Below are 20,949 nucleotides of genomic sequence, written 5' to 3' on the forward strand. Positions count from 1 at the left end.
GCGTGTGCGGAGGGGGCGGAAGGTGACGTCGAGGGCCGGTGGTGCCGGACAGCTGCTGGCCATCAGCGACCTGCACATCGGATACGCCGAGAACCGCGCCCTGGTCGAGGCGATGCGCCCCGAGTCGGACGAGGACTGGCTGCTCGTGGCCGGCGACGTCTCGGAGAACGCGGCGGACATCCGCTGGGCCCTGAAGACGCTGGCGAACCGCTTCCACAAGGTGATCTGGGCGCCGGGCAACCACGAGCTGTGGACCCATCCGAAGGACCCCGTCACCCTGCGCGGCGTCGCCCGCTACGAGCACCTGGTCGCCATGTGCCGCGAGCTCGGCGTGACCACACCCGAGGACCCCTACCCGGTGTGGGAGGGCTCCGGCGGCCCGGTGGCCGTCGCACCGCTCTTCCTCCTCTACGACTACTCGTTCCTGCCGGCCGGCTGCACCACCAAGGAGCAGGGCCTCCAGTACGCGCACGGCACCGGCATCGTGTGCAACGACGAGTACCTGCTGCACCCCGACCCCTACCCGAGCCGCGAGGCCTGGTGCCGGGCCCGGGTCGCCGAGACCGAGGGCAGGCTCGCCGCGCTCCCCGCCGACCTGCCGACCGTCCTGGTCAACCACTACCCGTTGGACCGGCACCCCTGCGAGGTCCTGTGGCACCCGGAGTTCGCCATGTGGTGCGGCACCCGACTGACCGCCGACTGGCACCGCCGCTTCCGCGTCGAGACCATGGTGTACGGGCATCTCCACATCCCTCGGACCACCTGGCACGAGGGCGTCCGCTTCGAGGAGGTGTCCGTCGGCTACCCCCGCGAATGGCGCAAGCGGCCGCAGCCGCCGGGGAGACTGCGCCGTGTGCTGCCGAAGGAGGTCGGGGTCCGGTGATCGAGGAGCTGCTGCCGGACGAGGTGGTGGCCGTGGAGGTGCACGGCGACGACGGGAGCGAGCCCGCGCCGCTGTACCCCGAGGAGGCGGCGGCCGTGGCGCAGGCCGTCGACAAGCGCCGCCGTGAGTTCGCCCTCGTGCGTGCCTGCGCGCGGCGCGCCATGGAGAAGCTCGGCGTGCCCGCCCAGCCCCTGCTGCCCGGCGAACGCGGCGCACCGGGCTGGCCGCCCGGCCTGGCCGGCAGCATGACCCACTGCGACGGCTACTGCGCCGCCGCACTGGTCCGCACCACCGACCTGGCCTCCGTCGGCATCGACGCCGAACCCCACCGGCCGCTCCCGGGAGGCGTGCTGGACGCCGTGGCCCTGCCCGCCGAGGCGGAAAGGCTGCGCCGCATGGCCGTGCGGCACCCCGAGGTCCACTGGGACCGGCTGCTGTTCAGCGCCAAGGAATCGGTCTACAAGGCGTGGTTCCCCCTCACCGGACTGTGGCTGGAGTTCACCGAGGCCGACATCGAGGTCTTCGTCGACCCCGACGAGCGGCTGCACGGCGGTTTCCGCGCCGAACTCCTCGTCCCCGGCCCACTGGTCGGCGGCCGCCGGGTCGGCCACTTCGAGGGCCGGTGGACCGTCCAGCGGGGGCTGGTGGCGACGGCGATCACCGTCTCGCACACGTCCTGACCCCCGCCCGCCGTCACGGCTCCGGGCACCAGCTCTGCAGCAGGCGGAAGAACTCCTCCTCGTTGCCCGCCAGTCCCGCCGCCGCCAGTGCCTGCTCCGCCTCGGCGAGCACGGCGGGGGGTACGACGGGTGGTCGCGGGGAGCCGGGAGGACCGTCGAACGCGGCTCGTACGGTGTGCAAGAGCCGCAGATAGGCCTGTACGGCGGTGCGCTCGCGGTCGGTCAGTACGGCTGTGGGCATCGGTCGGCTCTCCCCGCGTCGGCGTCGTCGGTCGCACCCCGCACAAGGGGGCGCAACTCCAGCTTGCCGCCCGCCACTGACAATGGGGTCCGGGCACCGGTCCGTTCGCCCGCTTAGCGGAGGCGAAACGTCCTCGAAATCCCTTGTGGGAAAGGAGTTCTACGCTGGAGGGCAAGGGCTTTCGGCCGCCTGTGCGCGGCCCTGGAAAGGGGAGGCGAGTGCGTGGCCGACGTCCCACGACGGCACCCGGTGCGCGGCGTACGGCTGCGCTCGGTGGGCGACGGAGAACTCGAGTTGCAGTACCGCGTGGTGCACGGATACCGGCGCGCCTTCCGCATGGCCGGCGAGGGACCGGCGCTGGTGCTCATCCACGGCATCGGCGACTCCTCCGCGACCTGGGCCGAGTTGATCCCCGACCTGGCCCGCACGCACACCGTGATCGCCCCCGACCTGCTCGGGCACGGCGCTTCGGACAAACCGCGCGCCGACTACTCGGTGGCCGCGTACGCGAACGGTGTGCGAGACCTGCTCACCACGCTCGGCATCGAGTCGGCGACGCTGGTCGGGCACTCGCTGGGCGGGGGCGTGGCCATGCAGTTCGCCTACCAGTTCCCCGAGCGCACCGAGCGGCTCATCCTGGTGAGCGCGGGCGGGGTGGGACGCGAGGTCAACCCCGTGCTGCGGCTGGTCTCCCTGCCCGGTGCCCATCTGATGCTGTCGACGCTGCGGTTGCCGGGGATGCGGCTGCAGGTGGGGCTGGCGGTGCGTCTGATGAAGCTGCTGGACACCGATCTCGGCCAGGACGCACCCGAACTGCTCACCCTTGTCGACGCCCTGCCGGACGAGACCTCCCGCAACGCGTTCATCCGCACCCTGCGCGCGGTCGTCGACTGGCGCGGCCAGGTCGTCACCATGCTCGACCGGTGCTATCTCACCGAGGGCATGCCGACCATGCTGCTGTGGGGCGACCGGGACAGTGTGGTGCCGGTGCGGCACGCGTACGGGGCGCACGAGGCGATGCCGGGCAGCCGCCTGGAAATCTTCGAACAGGCGGGCCATTTCCCGTTCCACAGCGACCCCGCACGATTCGTTTCCCTGGTCGAGGAGTTCACGGCGACCACGCGCCCGGCGGACTGGAGCCGGGAGCACTGGCGCGAACTTCTCGTCGAGGGGCGGCCGGGCACCACCGCGGGCCGACCGGACACGGCCCGCAACCGCAAGGTGGAGCGGGATCTGAGGGAGGCGAGCGAACGCAGTGCAACGTGACATGCCACCGCGGTACTCGCCCGAGGGAACGCCCCTGGGGCGCACCGCCGACGAAGTCGGGTTCAGTACCGGCTACTCCACCGGGACCCCGCGGGCCCGCAAGCTGCGGTGGCGCATCAGGGACGTGCTCCGCAGGCCGGTGAGGAACAGCGGGCGGCGCCGCTGACACGCGCACGGGCCGCTCGTCCGCCACTACCCCTGCGGCCCCAGATACCCCAACGACGCCTCGATCCGCCCCGCCAGATGATCGCGTTGCACCGGCCCCCGTACCCCCGGACCCGCCAGCCAGCCACGGCACCTGCTGGCCAGCAGCAGGCCGAAGGACTCGGCCTCCTGCTCCTCGGCGAGGTCGAAACGGCTGCGGGCGGCCACCTTGCGGACGGTGTCCCGCAGGTCAGCGTCGTCGCTGAGCAGGCGGGCCGCGACCCGGGCGCCCTCGACGTGATGGCCGCAGTGGCCGGCCTTCATGTGCCACAGCTCGTGGCCGAGGATCACCAACTGGTGGTCCGGGGCGGTCCGTTCCTCGATCACGACGAGGTCCTGGTCCGTCATGTCGAGCCACAGCCCGCTCGCCGTGCCGGTCGGGAAGGCGGCCGTGCGGAAGTGCACCGGCCGGCCGCGGCGTCTGCTCATCGCCTCGCACAGCGCGCCGTACAGGTCCTCGGGCGGTGCGGGTGCGGCAAGGGTGAGCTCCGCGACCAGCTCGCCGCACAAGCGGCGCATGTCCCTTCCGATGCCCACAGCTCTCCCCAGGCTCACGACTCGGGCCGCTTGACGCTCTCCAGGAGCATGTCCAGCCACTCCGCGACCTTGTCGCGGTGCTGGTCGGTGGGCAGTTGTGCGGCCCGCCAGGCGATTCCGCGCACGCCGTGGTCCTGCAGCAGCCGCTCCAGCGGGTCGTCGGCGGCCGCGGCCGCCTCCCGCTCGGCCAGCTTGTGCAGGAGTTCCTGCTCGGTGCTCTGCAGGGCGCCCGTGAGTGCCTCGGGGTCCTCGGCGGTGAGGAATCCGGCGTGCACCCGGAAGAAGCGCTGGATGGCGTCGCAGTGCTCCATGGTGGGGCGGCGGTCGCCGTTGATCAGCGCACCCGCCTGCTGGCGCGACATGCCCGCGCCGTCGGCGATCTCCTGCTGGGTGTACTTGCGCCCGTTGGGCTTGAGCCGGGTGCGCCGCAGCAGGTCGAGCCGTTGCAGAAACCGCTCCTGCACATCGGGCTCGCCCGCGGGACGGCCGCTCAGCAGGGCTCTGACCACGGGCTCGGGGACGCCTGAGGCGGCAGACAGACGGCCGGTGTCGAAGACCTCCGTGTGCGGTACGCCGAGCCGGTCGGCGAGCGCGGTGACGCGAGCGACGACGGCCGGCAGCGCAGCGGTCGTAGCCGTGGTGCCCGGACCCTCGAAGCCATCCGTCACCGACAGATCTCCTACGTTTCGCACAGGCTTCTCACAAGCGGTTGCCGTGAACTCGACGGAGATTACCGGGTAGTTCGAACTCACATCCAGGTGTCGCCACAACTGTGGCCAATTTCAGCCGTCAACAAGCATGAAATGCCACGATAGTTGACACGACTCGATCCGGGGCCGCAGGATCAAGGCGCCGCGTGAAGGCCGCAGAGGCAAGAGGGGTGACCTCCCGATGGCGTATCAGGCAGGAGGGCAGCGTCCGGCACCGCGGCCCGTCCCCGAGAGTCTCGAGGCCCAGGCGTATCTGCAGGACTACGCCACCCTCCTGGAGGCCGTTCCGTTTCCGTCCGTCGTCCTCGACCACCGCTGGGACGTCGTTCTCTCCAACAATGCTTTCGCGTCACTTTTCCGCGCGGTGAGCCCGCATCCGACGGCGATGCCCGGCGACAACTTCCTCAGATTCGTGCTGTTCCACCCGGACGCGGGCACGGTCCTCGGCGAGCACGAGTCCAGCTGGTGCCTGCCGATGCTGGCGCACTTCGCGGCCGCCGTCGAGCGTTACGGCCACGACCACGGACTCCAGTCCATCCGCCGCGACATCGCCCAGGACCCGATCATGGAGGCCGCCTACCGGCAGGGCCTGCCGCACTGGATCCGCGCGGTCGGCGAACAGGCCGTGGCACACGACGGCGCCGTACGCCCCCTGACGCACCCCGACCCGCGCTGGGGCACCACCGACTGCCGTGTGGTGGACGAGACCCCGAGGACGCTGCAGGACATGGGGTACACGCGGATGACGCTGGTGCTGCGCGAAACCCGCCCCGCCCGCCCCAGGGCGCGCAGCCCCCGGCATGCGGCGGCGCACCTGAGGGTGGTGCCGGCTCCCGAGGGCTGACCGCCACCACCGTCAGGCCGGGGAGATCACCAGGACGAGGGGGATGTCCCGGCAGGGGACCAGCCGCAGTCCGCGAAACCGTGCGGGCCGCGCCCGCTGCAGCACGGCGGCGAAATCCGGCCCCTTCGTGAGGGATCCCGCGAGATGGGCGGGGTCGGCGGAGGCGGCGACCCGCCCGCGGGCGTTCACCAGATGGGCCGGCCCGGGCAGCCGGCGCAGCATCGGCAGCACGGCCGCCTCGAAGTGCCGCAGATACACGTCCGCCGCGGCCACTCCGGCGAACCGCCCCTCCATCCGCACCGGCGCGGACAGCGTGAGGCTGTACTCGTCGGAGCAGAGATAGTCGACGTACGGCCCGGCCACCGCACGCTCCCCGGTGTCGCGGGGCAGGGCGAACCAGTCCCAGTGCGTGTAGTCCGCGTACGCCGACTGCTCGGGATCGAGGTCCAGCAGCAGCGGCCGTACATCGCCCTCGGAGCCGCTCTGCCACCACTCCAGCCAGGCCGGTACGTCGGTGAGCAGCCCCGGCGCGGCGACGAAGCCGACGCCGGAGACCAACTCGTGGCGGGCCAGGCGCAGATGAAGGCCCGGGCGCAGTGCCGCGAGGTCGACGGTCGCGGGGCGGCGGCCCTCGGCGGCCACCCGGGCCAGCAGCTCGGCGGTGTCGGTGCGGGTGGCTGCCACGGCCTCGAAAACGCTCTCCAGTGCGGAGCGGACCGCTGCCGCGACCTCGGGTGCCGTACCGACTGCTGCCGTCGCGAGGCTCATGGGTGCCCTCCAGCGGACGGGGACCGGTCGCGGCGCCTACAGGGTCAGGCGCAGGGCGACAAGCCGCGCCGTGGAGTCCTGGACGCACCGCTCGGCCAGTTCCCTGGCCGTTTCGTGGGCCCCATCCTGCACGGCCGAGATTACGGAGCGGTGACGGTCCGCCACCTCTTCACGATATTCGTCGTCCCCGAGCACAAGACACAGCAGCGCCCCGATCTCGGTCTGCAGCGCGACCTGTTCCCGGGTGAGGCGGGCGGACTGCCCGGCGGCGGCCAGCTCCACATGGAAGCGGCCGTAGACGCGGCTGCGGGCGGCCGCATCCGCCGCCTGCGTCAACTCCTCGGCCGTACGCCTCAGTTGTACGAGATCGTCCGGTTCCGTGCGCTCGGCGGCGAGCCGGGCCGCCGTGCCCGACAGGGCCGCCCAGTGGTCGCCGAGGTCGCGCAGCTCCTCGGTGCTCCAGCCGCGCAGCCGCACCTTGAGCCGCTCCTCTCCGGGGACCTCGGGCAGGGACACGAAGGAGCCGCCGCCGCGGCCCCGGCGGGTGGTGACAAGGCCCTGCTGGCGAAGGGCCATCAGCGCCTCGCGCAGGGTCACCGTGGACACGCCGAGCTGCCCGGCCAGCTCGCTCTCGCCGGGCAGCTGCTCACCGTCGGCGAGCAGCCCGAGCTCGATGGCGTCGCCGATCCGCCGGACGACCGCGTCGACCCGAGCCCGGCTGTCGACCGGGGTGAAGACGGCTCTGCGGGCGCCGCCGGTCATCTGCTGCTGCTTCACGGCCACCACCTCGTGCATTGACTCAAGCTTTACCCTAAGGGGGCCTTGAGCTTTGAACTATGACTTCATATCTTTCCGTGCAACGTAGCAACGTACGAGAACGCCAGAAAGGTTCCCGTCCATGGAGGGAATTGCGATCCGGCTGCAGGATCTGCGGAAGTCCTTCGGGGAGACGACCGCCGTGGCCGGGATCGACCTGGAGATCCGGGACGGCGAGTTCTTCTCCATGCTCGGCCCCTCCGGCTCCGGCAAGACCACCGTCCTGCGCATGATCGCCGGGTTCGAGATCCCCACCGCCGGCCGCATCGAACTCGCCGGCCAGGAGGTCACCGGCCTCGCCCCCTTCGAGCGGGACGTGCACACCGTCTTCCAGGACTACGCCCTGTTCCCGCACATGACCGTCGAGCAGAACGTCGCCTACGCCCTCAAGATCCGCAAGGTGCCCAAGCCCGAGCGCCTGGTCCGCGCCCGAAAGGCCCTCGCGGAGGTCCGCCTCGAAGGCTTCGGCAAGCGGCGCCCCGCCCAGCTCTCCGGCGGCCAGCGGCAGCGCGTCGCCCTCGCCCGTGCCCTGGTCGGCCGCCCCCGGGTGCTGCTGCTCGACGAGCCGCTCGGCGCCCTCGACCTCAAGCTGCGCGAACAGATGCAGGTCGAGCTCAAGGAGCTCCAGCGCGAGGTCGGCATCACCTTCGTCTTCGTCACCCACGACCAGCAGGAAGCCCTGACGATGAGCGACCGCATCGCCGTCTTCGACCAGGGCCGCGTCCAGCAGGTCGGCACCCCCGCCGAGATCTACGAACGGCCCGCGACTCCCTTCGTCGCCTCCTTCGTCGGCACCTCCAACCTGCTGGAGGGCGAATCCGCGCAGCGCGTCGTCGGCACCCCCGGCGTCTACAGCATCCGACCCGAGAAGATCCGCGTCCTGAAGGAGTCCGCGGAGGCCGACCAGCCGGACCACGCCACCGCCACCGGCACCGTCGCCGAGGTCGTCTACCTCGGCGACTCCACCCGCTTCCTCGTCGACCTCGACGCCGGCGGCCGCCTCACCGCGCTCCAGCAGAACCTGGAGACCTCCGCCGAGGACGTCGCCGCCTACCGCGGCACCCGGGTGCGCCTGCAATGGCACCACCGCCACACCGTCCAGGTCCCCGACGCCCGCTGAAGCCCTTTGTCCCGTAGGGAGAACGTCGTGCGCCCCACCCAAACGCTCCAGGTCGCGGCCTGCACCGCCGCACTGCTCCTGGCCGCCACCGCCTGCTCGTCCTCCGGCAACGGCAGCTCCTCGGCCACCGGCCTCAACCCCCCGGACCTCAAGGCGCCCACCAAACTCGGCAAGTCGGAGGGCAAGGTCAACCTGATCGCCTGGGCCGGCTACGTCGAGGACGGCTCCAACGACCCCAAGGTCGACTGGGTCACCCCCTTCGAGAAACAGACGGGCTGCCAGGTCAACTCCAAGGTCGCGGCCAGCTCCGACGAGATGGTCAAACTGATGAAGACCGGCGAGTACGACGCCGTCTCCGCCTCGGGCGACGCCTCCCTGCGCCTCATAGCCTCCGGTGACGCGGCCCCCGTCAACACCAAGCTGGTACCGAACTACAAGGACATCTTCAGCGGCCTGAAGAACGGCAGCTGGAACTCCGTCAAGGGCCAGATGTACGGCATCCCGCACGGCCGCGGCGCCAACCTGCTGATGTACAACACCCAGAAGGTCACCCCGGCCCCGACCTCCTGGTCCGCCGTCTTCGACGACGCCGCCAAGTACAAGGGCCACGTCACCGCGTACGACTCGCCGATCTACATCGCCGACGCCGCCCTGTATCTCAAGGCCACCAAGCCCGAGTTGAAGATCAAGGACCCGTACGCGCTCGACCAGAAGCAGTTCGACGCCGCCGTGGCCCTGCTGAAGAAGCAGAACGCCGACATCGGCGAGTACTGGAGCGACTATCTGAAGGAGATCTCCGCCTTCAAGAGCGGCGACTCCGTCGTCGGCACCACCTGGCAGGTCATCGCCAACCTCGCCGCCGGCGAGGGCGCCAAGGTCAAGGCCTTCGTGCCCAAGGAGGGTTCGACCGGCTGGTCCGACACCTGGATGGTCTCGGCGAAGGCCAAGCACCCCAACTGTGCCTACAAATGGCTGGACTGGATCGTCTCCCCGAAGGTCAACGCCCAGGTCGCCGAGTACTTCGGCGAGGCACCAGCCAACTCCAAGGCGTGCGACCTGACCAGCGACAAGAACTTCTGCACCACCTATCACGCCGCCGACGAGAGCTACTGGAAGAACATCGCCTTCTGGAACACGCCCATCGAGCAGTGCCTCGACGGCCGGACGGACGTCAAGTGCGTGCCCTACGCGAAGTGGGTCCAGGCCTGGACCGAGATCAAGGGCTGAGTCCATGGCCGCATCGACCCGGACCGCGGGGGCGCTGCACCGCCGCCCCCGCCTCCGGCTGACGCTGCTGCTGACGGCGCCGCTGCTGTGGCTGGCCGTGCTCTATCTCGGCTCGCTCGGCGTGCTGTTCGCCTCCGCCTTCTGGACGACGAACTCCTTCACCTCCGAGGTGGTGAAGGTCTGGTCGACCGACAACTTCCACGAGCTGCTCACCACACCCGTGTACCGCCAGGTCATCCTCCGCAGCATCGGCGTGGCCCTCGCGGTCACCGCCCTGTGCGCGGTGATCGCCTTCCCGGTGGCCTTCTACACCGCCCGGGTCGCCAGGCCCAGGTGGCGGCCGCTGCTGGTCGTCGCCATCCTCACGCCGCTGTGGGCGAGTTATCTGGTGAAGGTGTACGCCTGGCGGCTGATCCTGTCCGAGGGCGGGCTCGCCGACTGGATGCTGAAACCGTTCGGGCTGAGCGGGCCGGGCTTCGGCCTGCCGGCCACGGTGCTGACACTGACGTACCTGTGGCTGCCGTACATGATCCTGCCGATCCACACGGCGCTGGAGCAGTTGCCCGCCAACCTGCTCGACGCGTCGGCCGACCTGGGCGCCCGGGGCTGGCGGACCTTCCGGTCGGTGGTGCTGCCGATGGTGCTGCCGTCCGTCGCCGCCGGGTCGATCTTCACCTTCTCGCTCAGCCTCGGCGACTACATCACCGTGCAGATCGTCGGCGGCAAGACCCAGCTGATCGGCAACGTCGTCTACTCCAACATCGAACTCAACCTGCCGATGGCTGCTGCGCTGGGCACCGTGCCGGTCGTGGTCATCGTGGTGTACCTGCTGGCGATGCGGCGCACGGGTGCGCTGAGCAGCCTCTGAAAGGTCTGTGCCATGTCACGTTCCAGTGGAAGCGGGTGCCCTGTCGCATGCCGCTGACCCGCTCCGCACGTATCGCCCTGCGCACGGCCGCCGGTCTCGGCTTCGCGGTCGTCTACGTCCCGCTGCTGCTCGTCCTCGTCAACTCCCTCAACCCCGACCGCAGCGCGAGCTGGCCGCCGCCCGGCCTCACCCTGCACTGGTGGTCCGTCGCCTGGCGGAACTCCGGTGCGCGGGAAGCCCTCTGGGTCTCCGTCAAAGCGGGCCTCGGCGCCACCGCGATCGCCCTGGTCCTCGGCACCCTGATCGCCTTCGCCGTGGCCCGGCACCGGTTCTTCGGCCGCGACGCCGTCTCCTTCGTGGTCGTCCTGCCGATCGCCCTGCCCGGCATCGTCACGGGCATCGCCCTCAACTCGGCCTTCGGCACGGTACTTGCGCCGCTCGGCGTGGGCCTCGGCCTGTTCACGGTGGTCGTCGGACACGCCACCTTCTGCATCGTCGTCGTCTTCAACAACGTCGTGGCCAGGCTGCGGCGCACCGCCGGCTCCTACGAGGAGGCGGCCATGGACCTCGGTGCCAACACCTTCCGCGCCTTCGCCGACGTCACCTTCCCGCTGGTGCGCTCGGCGCTGTTCGCGGGCGGGCTGCTCGCCTTCGCGCTCTCCTTCGACGAGATCGTGGTGACGACCTTCACCGCCGGGCCCGGCGTCGAGACGCTCCCCATCTGGATCTTCAACAACATGACCCGCCCGCAGCAGGCACCGGTGGTGAACGTGGTGGCGGCGGTGCTCGTCCTGCTCTCGGTGGTTCCGATCTACGTCGCCCAGCGGTTGTCGGCGGACACGGCGACCGGAAGCCGGGTCTGACCGCACCCCGGCGGGGCCCATGGCGTTCGTGTGATTGCGGCCGACCGTGTGCGCACCATGTTCAGAATCAGTGGTATGTGACATAGTACTGCCGTGAGTCAGCCACTGACCTGCGATGTCGTGATCGTCGGAGCCGGTATGACAGGTGCCGCCTGCGCCCTCTACGCCTCCCGCGCGGGCCTCGACGTCGTCGTCGTGGACCGCGGCCCCGTGGCCGGCGGCACCACCGGGGCGGGGGAGGGCAACCTCCTCGTCTCCGACAAGGAGCCCGGCCCGGAACTCGACCTCGCGCTGCTCTCCCGGCGCCTGTGGGTCGAACTGGCGCAGGAGTTCGGGGAGGCCATCGAGTACGAGGCGAAGGGCGGCGTGGTGGTGGCGACCTCCCCGGGCGGACTCGTCGCGCTGGAGGACTTCGCCGCCGGGCAGCGAGCCGCCGGGGTGACCGCCACGACTGTCGCGGGCACCGAACTGTACGAACTCGAACCCCATCTGGCCCCCGGTCTGCCCGGCGCCGTCCACTATCCGCAGGACTCCCAGGTCATGCCCGCCCTGGCCGCGGCCCACCTCGTCCGGGCCTCCGGCGCGCGCCTGTTCACCGGCCGGACGGTGACGGAGGTCCTGCGGACAACTGACGGGGCGGTACGGGGAGTTCGTACCGACAGGGGCGACATCCACACTCCGGCCGTGGTCAACGCGGCCGGCACCTGGGGCGCCGAACTCGCCGCCCTCGCGGGCACCGGCCTGCCCGTCCTCCCGCGGCGCGGCTTCGTCCTCGTCACCGAACCGCTGCCGCGCAGGGTCCACCACAAGGTGTACGCCGCCGACTACGTGGCCGACGTGGCCAGCGACTCGGCCGCGCTGCAGACCTCGCCGGTCGTGGAGGGCACGGCCGCGGGACCGGTCCTGATCGGCGCGAGCCGTGAACGGGTGGGCTTCGACCGGTCGTTCTCGCTGCCGGCCCTGCGCGCCCTCGCGGCCGGCGCGATCCGGCTGTTCCCCTTCCTGTCCGACGTCCGCGCCATCCGCTCGTACGCCGGCTTCCGCCCGTACATGCCCGACCATCTGCCCGCCATCGGCCCCGATCCCCGCGTTCTGGGCCTCTTCCACGCCTGCGGCCACGAGGGCGCGGGCATCGGGCTAGCGACCGGCACCGGGCACCTGATCGCCCAGACCCTGACCGCGAAGACACCCGACCTGGACCTGGCACCGTTCCGCCCCGACCGCTTCCCCGAGGAGACCCCGTGAGCTCCCCACTGGACCTGGCACAGGCCCACCCGCGCCCGGCTTTCACGGTCACGCTGGACGGCCGGGAGATCGAGGCGCTGCCCGGCCAGACGGTCGCCGCCGCGCTCTGGGCAGCGGGCGTCACCTCCTGGCGCACCACCCGGGACGGAGGCCGCCCGCGCGGCGTCTTCTGCGGGATCGGCGTCTGCTTCGACTGTCTGGTGACTGTCAACGACCGCCACAATCAACGGGCTTGTCTCGTTTCCCTGCAGCCGGGCGACGCGATCCGCACCCAGGAGGGGAGAGGCCATGACGACTGACCGACCCCGTCTCGCCGTCATCGGGGCGGGCCCGGCCGGCCTGGCCGCGACCGTGGCCGCCGCCGCGCACGGGGTGCGCGTCACGCTCCTCGACTCGGCCGGACAACCGGGTGGCCAGTTCTACCGGCAGCCCGCCGCCGAACTGCGCGCGCACCGCCCGCAGGCGCTGCACCACGACTGGCGGACCTGGACGCGACTGCGGGACGGGCTCGACACACACGTAAAGGCAGGCGCGGTAACGCACTTGACGGACCATCACGTCCGGTGCGTCGAACGGCACGCGGACCGGTTCACCGTGCACGCCCTGCTCGGCCCCGAGCAGGAGGACCCGGTCGCCGTGCACGCCGACGCCGTGCTCCTGGCCACCGGTGGCTACGAGAAGGTGCTGCCCTTCCCCGGCTGGACCCTCCCCGGCGTCCTCACCGCCGGCGGCGCCCAGGCCATGCTCAAGGGAACCCTCGCCGTGTCCGGACGTACCGCCGTGGTCGCCGGCACCGGGCCGCTGCTGCTGCCGGTCGCGACCGGCCTCGCCGCGGCCGGAGTGCGGATTGCCGCGCTGGTCGAATCCGCCGATCCCAGGGGGTTCGTACGACGGTCCCGGACGCTCGCGGCCCAACCGGGCAAGCTCGCCGAAGGCGCCGGATACGCGGCCCGGTTGCTCCGGCACCGCATGCGCACCCTCACCCGGCACACCGTGGTCGAGGCGCACGGCACCGAGCGGCTGGAGGCGGTGACCGTCGCCGCGCTCGACGTTGAGGGGCGGGTCCGGCCCGCCACCGCCCGCCGCATCGCCTGCGACACCCTCGCCGTCGGCCACGGCATGCTCCCGCACACCGATCTCGCCGAGACGCTCGGCTGCCGCCTCGACGGTATGAACGTGCAGGTCGACGGCGAGCAGCGCACCGATGTCCCCGGCGTCTGGGCGGCGGGCGAGACCACCGGCATCGGCGGCTCGGCCCTCGCACTGGCCGAGGGCCACATCGCCGGACGCTCGGCCGCAGCCCGGCTCGCGGGCCGTGCACCGGACCCGCGCGAGTGGGCGCGGGCCGCCAAGACCCGTAGCCGGCTACGGGAGTTCGCCGCCGCGCTCGACGCCGTGTACGCGCCGCCCGCCCACTGGAGCGAGCTGATCACCGACGACACCGTGGTGTGCCGCTGCGAGGAGGTCACCGGCTCCGCGATCCGCGAGGCCGTCGCGGAGCTCGGCGCCGGTGACATCCGCACGGTGAAGCTGCTGACCCGGGCCGGCATGGGCTGGTGCCAGGGCCGGGTGTGCGCACCCGCGGTCGCCGGGCTCGCCGGATGTCGACTTGCCCCGTCCAGAAGGCCGTTCGCACGTCCCGTACCACTCGGTGTCCTCGCCCGCGAGGACACGCACCCCACCGGGAGAGGATCCTCATGACCGACCACCGTCCCTGGCGCGGAGTCCTCGTCGCCACCGCGCTGCCGCTGAACGACGACCTCACGGTGAACCACGACAGGTACGCCGAGCACTGCGCCTGGCTCGTCGAGAACGGCTGCGACGGCGTCGTCCCCAACGGCTCGCTGGGGGAGTACCAGGTGCTCACCCCCGAGGAACGAGCCAAGGTCGTCGAGACGGCCGTCGCCGCGATCGGCGGGCAGCGGGTCATGCCCGGGGTGGCCGCGTACGGGTCCACGGAGTCCCGCCGCTGGGCCGAGCAGGCCCGTGACGCCGGCTGCCACGCGGTGATGCTGCTGCCGCCCAACGCCTACCGCGCCGACGAGCGATCGGTGCTCGCCCACTACGCGGAGGTGGCGAAGGCGGGCGTGCCGGTCGTGGCGTACAACAACCCGATCGACACCAAGGTCGACCTGGTACCGGAACTCCTCGCCAAGCTGCACGGCGAGGGGTACATCCGCGCCGTCAAGGAGTTCTCCGGGGACGTCCGGCGCGCCTACCGGATCGCCGAACTCGCCCCGGAACTCGACCTGTTGATCGGTGCCGACGACGTCCTCCTCGAGCTGGCGATCGCGGGTGCGAAGGGCTGGGTGGCCGGCTATCCGAACGCCCTGCCGGCCGCGAGTGTGGAGCTCTACCACGCGGCCGTCGACGGCGATCTGACCACCGCGAACCAGCTCTACCGGCAGCTGCATCCGCTGCTGCGATGGGACTCCCAGGTGGAGTTCGTGCAGGCGATCAAGTTGTCCATGGACATCGTCGGGCGGCACGGCGGGCCGGTGCGGCCGCCCCGTATGCCGCTGCTGCCCGAGCAGGAGGCCGTCGTACGGGCGGCCACCGAGAAGGCCGTCGCCGCCGGACTCGCGTGACCCACAAGGAGGCAGGCCATGCGCAGCAGACTCGTCCTGCACGCCGTCGACTCGCACACCGAGGGCATGCCCACCCGCGTGATCACCGGCGGGATCGGGACCATCCCCGGCACGACGATGAACGAGCGGCGGCTGTACTTCCGCGAACACCGCGACGACATCAAGCAGTTGCTGATGAACGAGCCGCGCGGACACTCCGCGATGAGCGGTGCGATCCTCCAGCCGCCGACCCGGGACGACTGCGACTGGGGTGTCGTCTACATCGAGGTGTCCGGCTATCTGCCGATGTGCGGGCACGGCACGATCGGAGTCGCGACCGTGCTCGTCGAGACCGGCATGGTCGAGGTCGTCGAACCGCTCACCACCATCCGCCTCGACACCCCGGCCGGAGTCGTGGTCGCCGAGGTGGCGGTGGAGGGCGGGGCGGCCAGGTCGGTGACGCTGAAAAACGTGCCGTCGTTCGCGGTGGGGCTCGACCGCAAGGCGACGCTGGCCGACGGGCGGTCGGTGACCTATGACCTGGCATACGGCGGAAACTTCTACGCCATCCTCCCTCTGGACCAGTTCGGCCTCCCCTTCGACCGTGCCCGCAAGGACGACATCCTCGCGGCGGGGCTGGCGTTGATGGACGCCATCAACGCCGAGGACGAGCCGGTCCACCCCGAGGACCCGTCCATCCGCGGCTGCCACCACGTCCACCTGCTGGCTCCCGGCTCCGACGCCCGCCACTCCCGGCACGCGATGGCGATCCACCCCGGCTGGTTCGACCGCTCACCCTGCGGTACCGGTACCAGTGCGCGCATGGCGCAGCTGCACGCGCGCGGCGAACTGCCCCTGCACACCGAGTTCGTCAACGAGTCCTTCATCGGCACCCGCTTCACCGGCCGTCTCCTCGGCACCACCGAGGTCGCGGGCCGCCCCGCCGTCCTGCCCAGCTTCACCGGGCGCGCCTGGATCACCGGAACCGCCCAGTACCTGCTCGACCCGGAGGACCCGTTCCCCGCGGGGTTCGTCCTGTAGGCGGCCCGATAATGTCCGGTAATCCAAGGAGGACGATCACGATGGCCCAGCAGCACCGCCCCGCCCTTCCCTCGCTCGGTGGCAGGAAGCCCAACTTCCGGGAGAAGGTCGTGGACGTGCTGCGGGCCGCGCTGATCTCCGGCGAACTGCGCCCCGGTCAGGTGTACTCGGCGCCGACCCTCGCCCCCCGCCTCGGCGTCTCCGCGACTCCGGTGCGTGAGGCGATGCTCGAACTGGTGAAGGAGGGCATGGTCGAGATCGTCCCGAACAAGGGGTTCCGGGTCACCGAGGTCTCCGAGAAACAGCTCGACGAGTACACCCACATCCGGTCCCTGATCGAGATCCCGACGACCGTCGGCCTCGCGACCACCGCCGACCTCGACGACCTGCAGGCGCTGCGCCCGCTCGCCACGGAGATCGTCACCTCGGCCGCGCAAGGCAACCTCACCGACTATGTCGAGGCCGACCTGCACTTCCACCTCACTCTGCTCGCCCTGGCCGGCAACGACCATCTCGTGGAAGTCGTCAGGGACCTGCGGCAGCGTTCCCGGCTGTACGGACTGACGGCCCTGGTCGAGACCGGACGCCTGAAGGCCTCCGCCGAGGAGCACCTCGAACTCCTCGACGCGCTGCTCGCCCGCGACGCCGAGGCCGTGCGCGAGGTGATGACCCGGCACCTCGGGCACGTCCGGGGGATATGGGCGGCCCACTGACAGCCCCGGAACGCCCATTACGCAAACGACTTGCATTTCTTGCGTTATTCTTGCACGTATGACGCGACGACTTGCTGAGGTGGCGAAGAAGGTCGGGGTCAGCGAGGCCACGGTCAGCCGGGTGCTGAACGGCAAGCCCGGGGTCTCGGAGGCCACCCGGCAGGCGGTGCTCAGCGCCCTGGACGTCCTCGGCTACGAGCGGCCCACGCAGCTGCGCGGCGAGCGCGCCCGGCTCGTCGGACTCGTCCTGCCCGAGCTGCAGAACCCCATCTTCCCCGCGTTCGCCGAGGTGATCGGCGGCGCCCTCGCCCAGCTCGGCCTCACCCCGGTGCTGTGCACGCAGACCAAAGGCGGCGTCTCCGAGGCGGACTACGTGGAGCTGCTGCTGCAACAGCAGGTCTCCGGCGTGGTCTTCGCCGGCGGTCTGTACGCCCAGGCCGACGCCCCGCACGACCACTACCGGCGGCTCGCCGAGCGCAAGATCCCGGTGGTACTGGTCAACGCGTCCATCGAGGACCTCGGTTTCCCGGGCGTGTCCTGCGACGACGCGGTGGCGGTGGAGCAGGCCTGGCGCCACCTTGCCTCGCTCGGGCACGAGCGGATCGGACTGGTGCTGGGACCGGACGATCACGTTCCGTCGGCCCGCAAACTGGCCGCCGCCAGGACCCTCGCCGACCTCCCGGACGAGCATGTCGCGCGCGCGATGTTCTCCATCGAGGGCGGTCACGCGGCCGCCTCCCGTCTGATCGACCGCGGTGTCACCGGGTTCATCTGCGCCAGCGACCCGCTCGCCCTCGGCGTCATCCGGGCCGCCCGCCGCAAGGGACTGGACGTGCCGGGCCGGGTCTCGGTCGTCGGCTATGACGACTCCGCGCTGATGAACTGCACCGAGCCGCCCCTGACCACCGTCCGCCAGCCCATCGAGGCGATGGGCCGGGCGGCCGTGGAGCTGCTGAACGCGCAGGTCGGCGGTGGTTCCGTACCCCTCGAGGAGCTCTTGTTCGAGCCGGAGCTGGTGGTGCGCGGATCGACCGCGCAAGCCCCTCGTCCCTGAGATCCGATTCTCTGTCGAATAATTACAGATTCTGCGCGACATCTTGCGGACCGATGTCGGCGGTGCTTGAGTGTGCGGCGCCCACCGCTCCTGCCACGAGGGGTCACCGATGAGAAGCACCGGGTTCCGCCGTACGTTCGTCGCGCTCAGCGTCTGTACTCTCGCCCTCGCCGCCTCCGCCTGCGGATCGGACGGCGACGGATCGGCGAGCGGAAAGACCCGTATCACCGTCAACTGCGAACCGCCCAAGAGCGCCAAGGTCGACCGCGGGTTCTTCGAGCAGGACGTCGCCGCCTTCGAGAAGCAGCACCCGGACATCGACGTCGTCGCGCACGACGCGTTCCCCTGCCAGGACCCGAAGACCTTCGACGCCAAGCTGGCCGGCGGTCAGATGGAGGACGTCTTCTACACGTACTTCACCGACGCCAGGCACGTCGTCGACATCCGCCAGGCGGCCGATCTCACGCCGTACCTCAAGGAGTTGAAGAGCTACGGCACCATCCAGAAGCAGCTGCGCGACATCTACACCGTCGACGGGAAGATCTACGGCGTCCCGCGCACCGGCTACTCGATGGGCCTGATCTACAACCGGAGGCTCTTCCAGAAGGCCGGCCTCGACCCCGACAAGCCCCCGGCCACCTGGGACGAGGTCCGCGCCGACGCCAGGAAGATCGCCGCACTCGGCAACGGGACCGTCGGATACGCCGACTACAGCGCCCAGAACCAGGGCGGTTGGCACTTCACCGCCGAGCTGTACTCCCAGGGCGGCGACGTCGTCAGCGCCGACGGCAAGAAGGCCACCATCGACACCCCCGAGGGCCATGCCGTGCTGCAGAACCTGCACGACATGCGCTGGGCCGACAACTCCATGGGCAGCAAGCAGCTCCTGGTCATCAACGACGTGCAGCAGATGATGGGTTCGGGCAAGCTGGGCATGTATCTCTCGGCCCCCGACAACATCCCGATCCTGGTGAAGGAGAAGGGCGGCAACTACAAGGACCTCGCCCTCGGCCCGATGCCCGGCGGCAAGGGCACCCTCATCGGCGGCGACGGCTACATGTTCAACAAGCACGACACGCCCGCCCAGATCCGCGCCGGACTGAAGTGGCTCGACCACATGTTCCTCACCCCCGGCAAGGGCTTCCTCGGCGACTACGCACGCGCCAAGAAGGCGAACGCCCCGGTCGGACTGCCCGAGCCGCGCCTGTTCACCGGCGCCGCCGACACCAAGGACCAGCAGGTCAAGAAGGCCAACGCCAATGTGCCGGTGGAGAACTACCAGGCCTTCCTCGACGGCAACCACAGCCTCCAGCTGAAGATCGAGCCGCCGGACGCCCAGCAGATCTACTCCGTCCTCGACTCCGCCGTCTCCGCCGTCCTCACCAAGAAGGACGCCGACATCGACCAGCTGCTGAAGGACGCCTCCGGCAAGATCGACGGCATCCTGGCGCGGGGCTGACGAGATGACGAAGACGGCCGAGCGGCAACCCGTGCGGACTGCCGCCGTCCACCCGGTCCCGGCGCCGTCCCCGGTAGGGGGCCGGGGACGGCGCCGCCTCGCCGACCAGGCCCGCGCCTACGCCTTCCTCCTCGGCGGCCTCGTCTGCTTCGCCCTGTTCTCCTGGTACCCGGCGATCCGCGCCGTCGTGATCGCCTTCCAGAAGTACACGCCGGGCTCGCCGCCCGAGTGGGTCGGCACCGCCAACTTCACCCGGGTCTGGCACGACCCCGAGTTCACGGCCGCCTGGCGCAACACGCTCACCTTCACCCTGCTCGCCCTGCTGCTCGGCTTCGCGATCCCCTTCGTACTGGCCCTCGTCCTCAACGAACTGCGCCACTGGAAAGCCTTCTTCAGAGTCGTGGTCTATCTGCCGGTGATGATCCCGCCGGTGGTCAGCGCACTGCTGTGGAAGTGGTTCTACGACCCCGGAGCCGGCCTCGCCAACGAGACACTGCGCTTTCTGCACCTGCCCACCTCGAACTGGTCCAACGGCACCGACACCGCGCTCATCTCCCTGGTCGTCGTGGCCACCTGGGCCAACATGGGCGGCACCGTCCTGATCTATCTGGCCGCGCTCCAGTCCATCCCGGGCGAGCTGTACGAGGCCGCCGAACTGGACGGCGCCAACCTGCTCCAGCGCATCCGGCACGTGACGATCCCCCAGACCCGCTTCGTCATCCTCATGCTGATGCTCCTGCAGATCATCGCGACGATGCAGGTCTTCACCGAACCGTTCGTGATCACGGGCGGCGGCCCGGAGAACGCCACGGTCACCGTCCTCTACCTGATCTACAAGTACGCCTTCCTCTACAACGACTTCGGCGGCGCCTGCGCGCTCAGCGTCATGCTCCTCGTGCTGCTCGGCGCCTTCTCCGCCGTATACCTGCGCCTGACCCGCTCCGGAGAGGAGGACGCGTGAGCGCCACCCGCACCCTCGTCTCCCCTGCGACGCTCGCCCGGCCGCGCGGGAAGGCCCTGTACTGGACGGTGTTCACCGTCGTCCTCGCCCTGTTCGCGCTGGCCTTCCTGTTCCCCGTCTACTGGATGGTGACCGGCGCGATGAAGTCGCCGGACGAGGTGGCGCGGACCCCGCCCACCATCGTCCCCGAGCACTGGCGCCTGGGCGGCTACACCGACGCCTGGGACCTCATGCAGCTGCCGCAGCACCTGTGGAACACGGTGGTCCAGGCGGCCGGTGCCTGGCTGTTCCAGCTCGTCCTCTGCACGGCGGCCGCCTACGCCCTGTCCAGGCTCAGGCCCGCCTTCGGCAAGCTGATCCTCGGCGGGATCCTCGCCACGCTCATGGTCCCGGCGCAGGCGCTGGTCGTACCGAAGTACCTGACCGTCGCCGACCTTCCCCTGATCCACACCAGCCTGCTCAACGACCCCCTGGCCATCTGGCTTCCGGCCGTCGCCAACGCCTTCAACCTCTATCTCCTCAAACGGTTCTTCGACCAGCTCCCGCGAGACGTCCTGGAGGCGGCGGAGATCGACGGCGCCGGGAAGCTGCGCACCCTGTGGTCGATCGTGCTGCCGATGTCGCGGCCGGTCCTGGGGGTCGTGTCGATCTTCGCGCTGGTCGCCGTCTGGCAGGACTTCCTCTGGCCGCTGATGGTCTTCTCCGACACCGGGAAACAGCCGATCAGCGTGGCACTCGTCCAGCTGTCGCAGAACATCCAACTGATCGTGCTGATCGCCGCGATGGTGATCGCCAGCATCCCGATGGTCGCCCTGTTCCTGCTCTTCCAGCGGCACATCATCGCCGGGATCGGCGCGGGCAGCACCAAGGGCTGACGCCCTC

At 70.5% G+C, this 20,949-nt stretch carries 23 protein-coding genes; 18 read left to right on the forward strand and 5 right to left on the reverse strand.

The genetic code is table 11. From position 1 onward, the window contains the following. Window positions 1-22 precede the first annotated feature (22 nt). Entirely contained in the window at window positions 23-883 is an 861-nt protein-coding gene (locus ABT254_RS14165; protein ID WP_351468435.1) for a metallophosphoesterase family protein, read from the forward strand. Beyond that, window positions 880-1,563 (forward strand): 4'-phosphopantetheinyl transferase family protein, encoded by a 684-nt coding sequence (locus ABT254_RS14170; RefSeq protein ID WP_351468438.1) that lies wholly within the window; start codon window positions 880-882, stop codon window positions 1,561-1,563. Before ABT254_RS14165 ends, ABT254_RS14170 begins: the two co-directional genes overlap by 4 nt. A gap of 13 nt (window positions 1,564-1,576) precedes the next feature. Here the strand turns inward: ABT254_RS14170 and ABT254_RS14175 are convergent, their stop codons facing one another. Then, complete coding sequence (locus ABT254_RS14175; protein ID WP_099932627.1) at window positions 1,577-1,804, reverse strand: hypothetical protein; 228 nt, start codon at window positions 1,802-1,804, stop codon at window positions 1,577-1,579. Between the two features lie 222 nt (window positions 1,805-2,026). Between ABT254_RS14175 and ABT254_RS14180 the strand changes: the two genes are divergently transcribed. Further along, window positions 2,027-3,070: an alpha/beta fold hydrolase gene (locus tag ABT254_RS14180; RefSeq protein ID WP_351468441.1), complete on the forward strand. Its 1,044-nt coding sequence runs from the start codon at window positions 2,027-2,029 to the stop codon at window positions 3,068-3,070. Window positions 3,071-3,262: 192 nt separating this feature from the next. Here ABT254_RS14180 and ABT254_RS14185 read toward each other — a convergent pair whose 3' ends face one another. Both ABT254_RS14185 and ABT254_RS14190 read right to left on the reverse strand, forming a co-directional pair. Beyond that, window positions 3,263-3,793, reverse strand: coding sequence for a toxin-antitoxin system, toxin component (locus ABT254_RS14185; RefSeq protein ID WP_351469131.1), 531 nt, complete (start codon window positions 3,791-3,793; stop codon window positions 3,263-3,265). Window positions 3,794-3,825: 32 nt separating this feature from the next. After that, window positions 3,826-4,479 (reverse strand): helix-turn-helix domain-containing protein, encoded by a 654-nt coding sequence (locus ABT254_RS14190; protein WP_351468443.1) that lies wholly within the window; start codon window positions 4,477-4,479, stop codon window positions 3,826-3,828. Window positions 4,480-4,702: 223 nt separating this feature from the next. On the opposite strand from ABT254_RS14190, the gene ABT254_RS14195 reads away from it, so the two are divergent. Further along, on the forward strand, window positions 4,703-5,365 hold the full coding sequence (locus tag ABT254_RS14195) for an MmyB family transcriptional regulator (RefSeq protein WP_351468446.1): 663 nt from the start codon (window positions 4,703-4,705) through the stop codon (window positions 5,363-5,365). Window positions 5,366-5,377: 12 nt separating this feature from the next. On the opposite strand, the gene ABT254_RS14200 is transcribed toward ABT254_RS14195, so the two are convergent. Continuing rightward, window positions 5,378-6,133: a cache domain-containing protein gene (locus ABT254_RS14200; RefSeq protein WP_351468449.1), complete on the reverse strand. Its 756-nt coding sequence runs from the start codon at window positions 6,131-6,133 to the stop codon at window positions 5,378-5,380. 36 nt (window positions 6,134-6,169) lie between these two features. After that, a complete protein-coding gene (locus ABT254_RS14205; RefSeq protein ID WP_351468452.1) occupies window positions 6,170-6,928 on the reverse strand; it encodes a FadR/GntR family transcriptional regulator in 759 nt (252 codons plus the stop codon). Between the two features lie 103 nt (window positions 6,929-7,031). On the opposite strand from ABT254_RS14205, the gene ABT254_RS14210 reads away from it, so the two are divergent. From ABT254_RS14210 to ABT254_RS14275, 14 genes are all read left to right on the forward strand, one after another. Beyond that, window positions 7,032-8,069, forward strand: a complete 1,038-nt coding sequence (locus ABT254_RS14210; RefSeq protein WP_351468455.1) for an ABC transporter ATP-binding protein — start codon at window positions 7,032-7,034, stop codon at window positions 8,067-8,069. A gap of 27 nt (window positions 8,070-8,096) precedes the next feature. Further along, window positions 8,097-9,296: an ABC transporter substrate-binding protein gene (locus ABT254_RS14215; protein WP_351468458.1), complete on the forward strand. Its 1,200-nt coding sequence runs from the start codon at window positions 8,097-8,099 to the stop codon at window positions 9,294-9,296. A gap of 4 nt (window positions 9,297-9,300) precedes the next feature. Further along, window positions 9,301-10,164 carry an ABC transporter permease gene (locus ABT254_RS14220; protein ID WP_351468461.1) on the forward strand — a complete coding sequence of 288 codons (864 nt, stop codon included), beginning with the start codon at window positions 9,301-9,303 and terminating at the stop codon, window positions 10,162-10,164. A 47-nt stretch (window positions 10,165-10,211) separates the two neighbouring features. Then, the gene (locus ABT254_RS14225; protein WP_351468463.1) at window positions 10,212-11,027 is read left to right on the forward strand and encodes an ABC transporter permease; all 816 of its coding nucleotides are present in this window, start codon (window positions 10,212-10,214) and stop codon (window positions 11,025-11,027) included. 93 nt (window positions 11,028-11,120) lie between these two features. Next, the gene (locus ABT254_RS14230; protein ID WP_351468466.1) at window positions 11,121-12,272 is read left to right on the forward strand and encodes an NAD(P)/FAD-dependent oxidoreductase; all 1,152 of its coding nucleotides are present in this window, start codon (window positions 11,121-11,123) and stop codon (window positions 12,270-12,272) included. Next, entirely contained in the window at window positions 12,269-12,571 is a 303-nt protein-coding gene (locus tag ABT254_RS14235) for a (2Fe-2S)-binding protein (protein ID WP_351468469.1), read from the forward strand. The genes ABT254_RS14230 and ABT254_RS14235 overlap by 4 nt, the downstream gene beginning before the upstream one ends. Further along, window positions 12,561-13,973: an FAD-dependent oxidoreductase gene (locus ABT254_RS14240; protein ID WP_351468471.1), complete on the forward strand. Its 1,413-nt coding sequence runs from the start codon at window positions 12,561-12,563 to the stop codon at window positions 13,971-13,973. Before ABT254_RS14235 ends, ABT254_RS14240 begins: the two co-directional genes overlap by 11 nt. Then, complete coding sequence (locus tag ABT254_RS14245; protein ID WP_351468474.1) at window positions 13,970-14,860, forward strand: dihydrodipicolinate synthase family protein; 891 nt, start codon at window positions 13,970-13,972, stop codon at window positions 14,858-14,860. The genes ABT254_RS14240 and ABT254_RS14245 overlap by 4 nt, the downstream gene beginning before the upstream one ends. Before the next feature lie 18 nt (window positions 14,861-14,878). Next, window positions 14,879-15,880 carry a proline racemase family protein gene (locus ABT254_RS14250; RefSeq protein ID WP_351468477.1) on the forward strand — a complete coding sequence of 334 codons (1,002 nt, stop codon included), beginning with the start codon at window positions 14,879-14,881 and terminating at the stop codon, window positions 15,878-15,880. A 41-nt stretch (window positions 15,881-15,921) separates the two neighbouring features. Continuing rightward, complete coding sequence (locus tag ABT254_RS14255; RefSeq protein ID WP_351468480.1) at window positions 15,922-16,593, forward strand: GntR family transcriptional regulator; 672 nt, start codon at window positions 15,922-15,924, stop codon at window positions 16,591-16,593. 58 nt (window positions 16,594-16,651) lie between these two features. Then, complete coding sequence (locus tag ABT254_RS14260) at window positions 16,652-17,647, forward strand: LacI family DNA-binding transcriptional regulator (RefSeq protein ID WP_351468483.1); 996 nt, start codon at window positions 16,652-16,654, stop codon at window positions 17,645-17,647. Window positions 17,648-17,756: 109 nt separating this feature from the next. Next, a complete protein-coding gene (locus ABT254_RS14265) occupies window positions 17,757-19,106 on the forward strand; it encodes an ABC transporter substrate-binding protein (protein ID WP_351468486.1) in 1,350 nt (449 codons plus the stop codon). Between the two features lie 4 nt (window positions 19,107-19,110). Beyond that, on the forward strand, window positions 19,111-20,067 hold the full coding sequence (locus ABT254_RS14270; protein ID WP_351468489.1) for a carbohydrate ABC transporter permease: 957 nt from the start codon (window positions 19,111-19,113) through the stop codon (window positions 20,065-20,067). Then, the gene (locus ABT254_RS14275; protein ID WP_351468491.1) at window positions 20,064-20,942 is read left to right on the forward strand and encodes a carbohydrate ABC transporter permease; all 879 of its coding nucleotides are present in this window, start codon (window positions 20,064-20,066) and stop codon (window positions 20,940-20,942) included. The genes ABT254_RS14270 and ABT254_RS14275 overlap by 4 nt, the downstream gene beginning before the upstream one ends. Window positions 20,943-20,949: the final 7 nt, after the last annotated feature.

It is taken from the genome of Streptomyces sp. NPDC001137 (assembly GCF_040298885.1).
GTDB lineage: Bacteria > Actinomycetota > Actinomycetes > Streptomycetales > Streptomycetaceae > Streptomyces.

What these genes read in the sequence shown, in the direction of transcription:
- ABT254_RS14175 (WP_099932627.1), bottom strand. Translation starts at nt 1,804, where the DNA reads ATGCCCACAGCCGTACTGACCGACCGCGAGCGCACCGCCGTACAGGCC.
- ABT254_RS14185 (WP_351469131.1), bottom strand. Translation starts at nt 3,793, where the DNA reads ATGCGCCGCTTGTGCGGCGAGCTGGTCGCGGAGCTCACCCTTGCCGCA.
- ABT254_RS14195 (WP_351468446.1), top strand. Translation starts at nt 4,703, where the DNA reads ATGGCGTATCAGGCAGGAGGGCAGCGTCCGGCACCGCGGCCCGTCCCC.
- ABT254_RS14200 (WP_351468449.1), bottom strand. Translation starts at nt 6,133, where the DNA reads ATGAGCCTCGCGACGGCAGCAGTCGGTACGGCACCCGAGGTCGCGGCA.
- ABT254_RS14205 (WP_351468452.1), bottom strand. Translation starts at nt 6,928, where the DNA reads ATGCACGAGGTGGTGGCCGTGAAGCAGCAGCAGATGACCGGCGGCGCC.
- ABT254_RS14210 (WP_351468455.1), top strand. Translation starts at nt 7,032, where the DNA reads ATGGAGGGAATTGCGATCCGGCTGCAGGATCTGCGGAAGTCCTTCGGG.
- ABT254_RS14220 (WP_351468461.1), top strand. Translation starts at nt 9,301, where the DNA reads ATGGCCGCATCGACCCGGACCGCGGGGGCGCTGCACCGCCGCCCCCGC.
- ABT254_RS14225 (WP_351468463.1), top strand. Translation starts at nt 10,212, where the DNA reads ATGCCGCTGACCCGCTCCGCACGTATCGCCCTGCGCACGGCCGCCGGT.
- ABT254_RS14240 (WP_351468471.1), top strand. Translation starts at nt 12,561, where the DNA reads ATGACGACTGACCGACCCCGTCTCGCCGTCATCGGGGCGGGCCCGGCC.
- ABT254_RS14245 (WP_351468474.1), top strand. Translation starts at nt 13,970, where the DNA reads ATGACCGACCACCGTCCCTGGCGCGGAGTCCTCGTCGCCACCGCGCTG.
- ABT254_RS14250 (WP_351468477.1), top strand. Translation starts at nt 14,879, where the DNA reads ATGCGCAGCAGACTCGTCCTGCACGCCGTCGACTCGCACACCGAGGGC.
- ABT254_RS14255 (WP_351468480.1), top strand. Translation starts at nt 15,922, where the DNA reads ATGGCCCAGCAGCACCGCCCCGCCCTTCCCTCGCTCGGTGGCAGGAAG.
- ABT254_RS14260 (WP_351468483.1), top strand. Translation starts at nt 16,652, where the DNA reads ATGACGCGACGACTTGCTGAGGTGGCGAAGAAGGTCGGGGTCAGCGAG.
- ABT254_RS14265 (WP_351468486.1), top strand. Translation starts at nt 17,757, where the DNA reads ATGAGAAGCACCGGGTTCCGCCGTACGTTCGTCGCGCTCAGCGTCTGT.
- ABT254_RS14270 (WP_351468489.1), top strand. Translation starts at nt 19,111, where the DNA reads ATGACGAAGACGGCCGAGCGGCAACCCGTGCGGACTGCCGCCGTCCAC.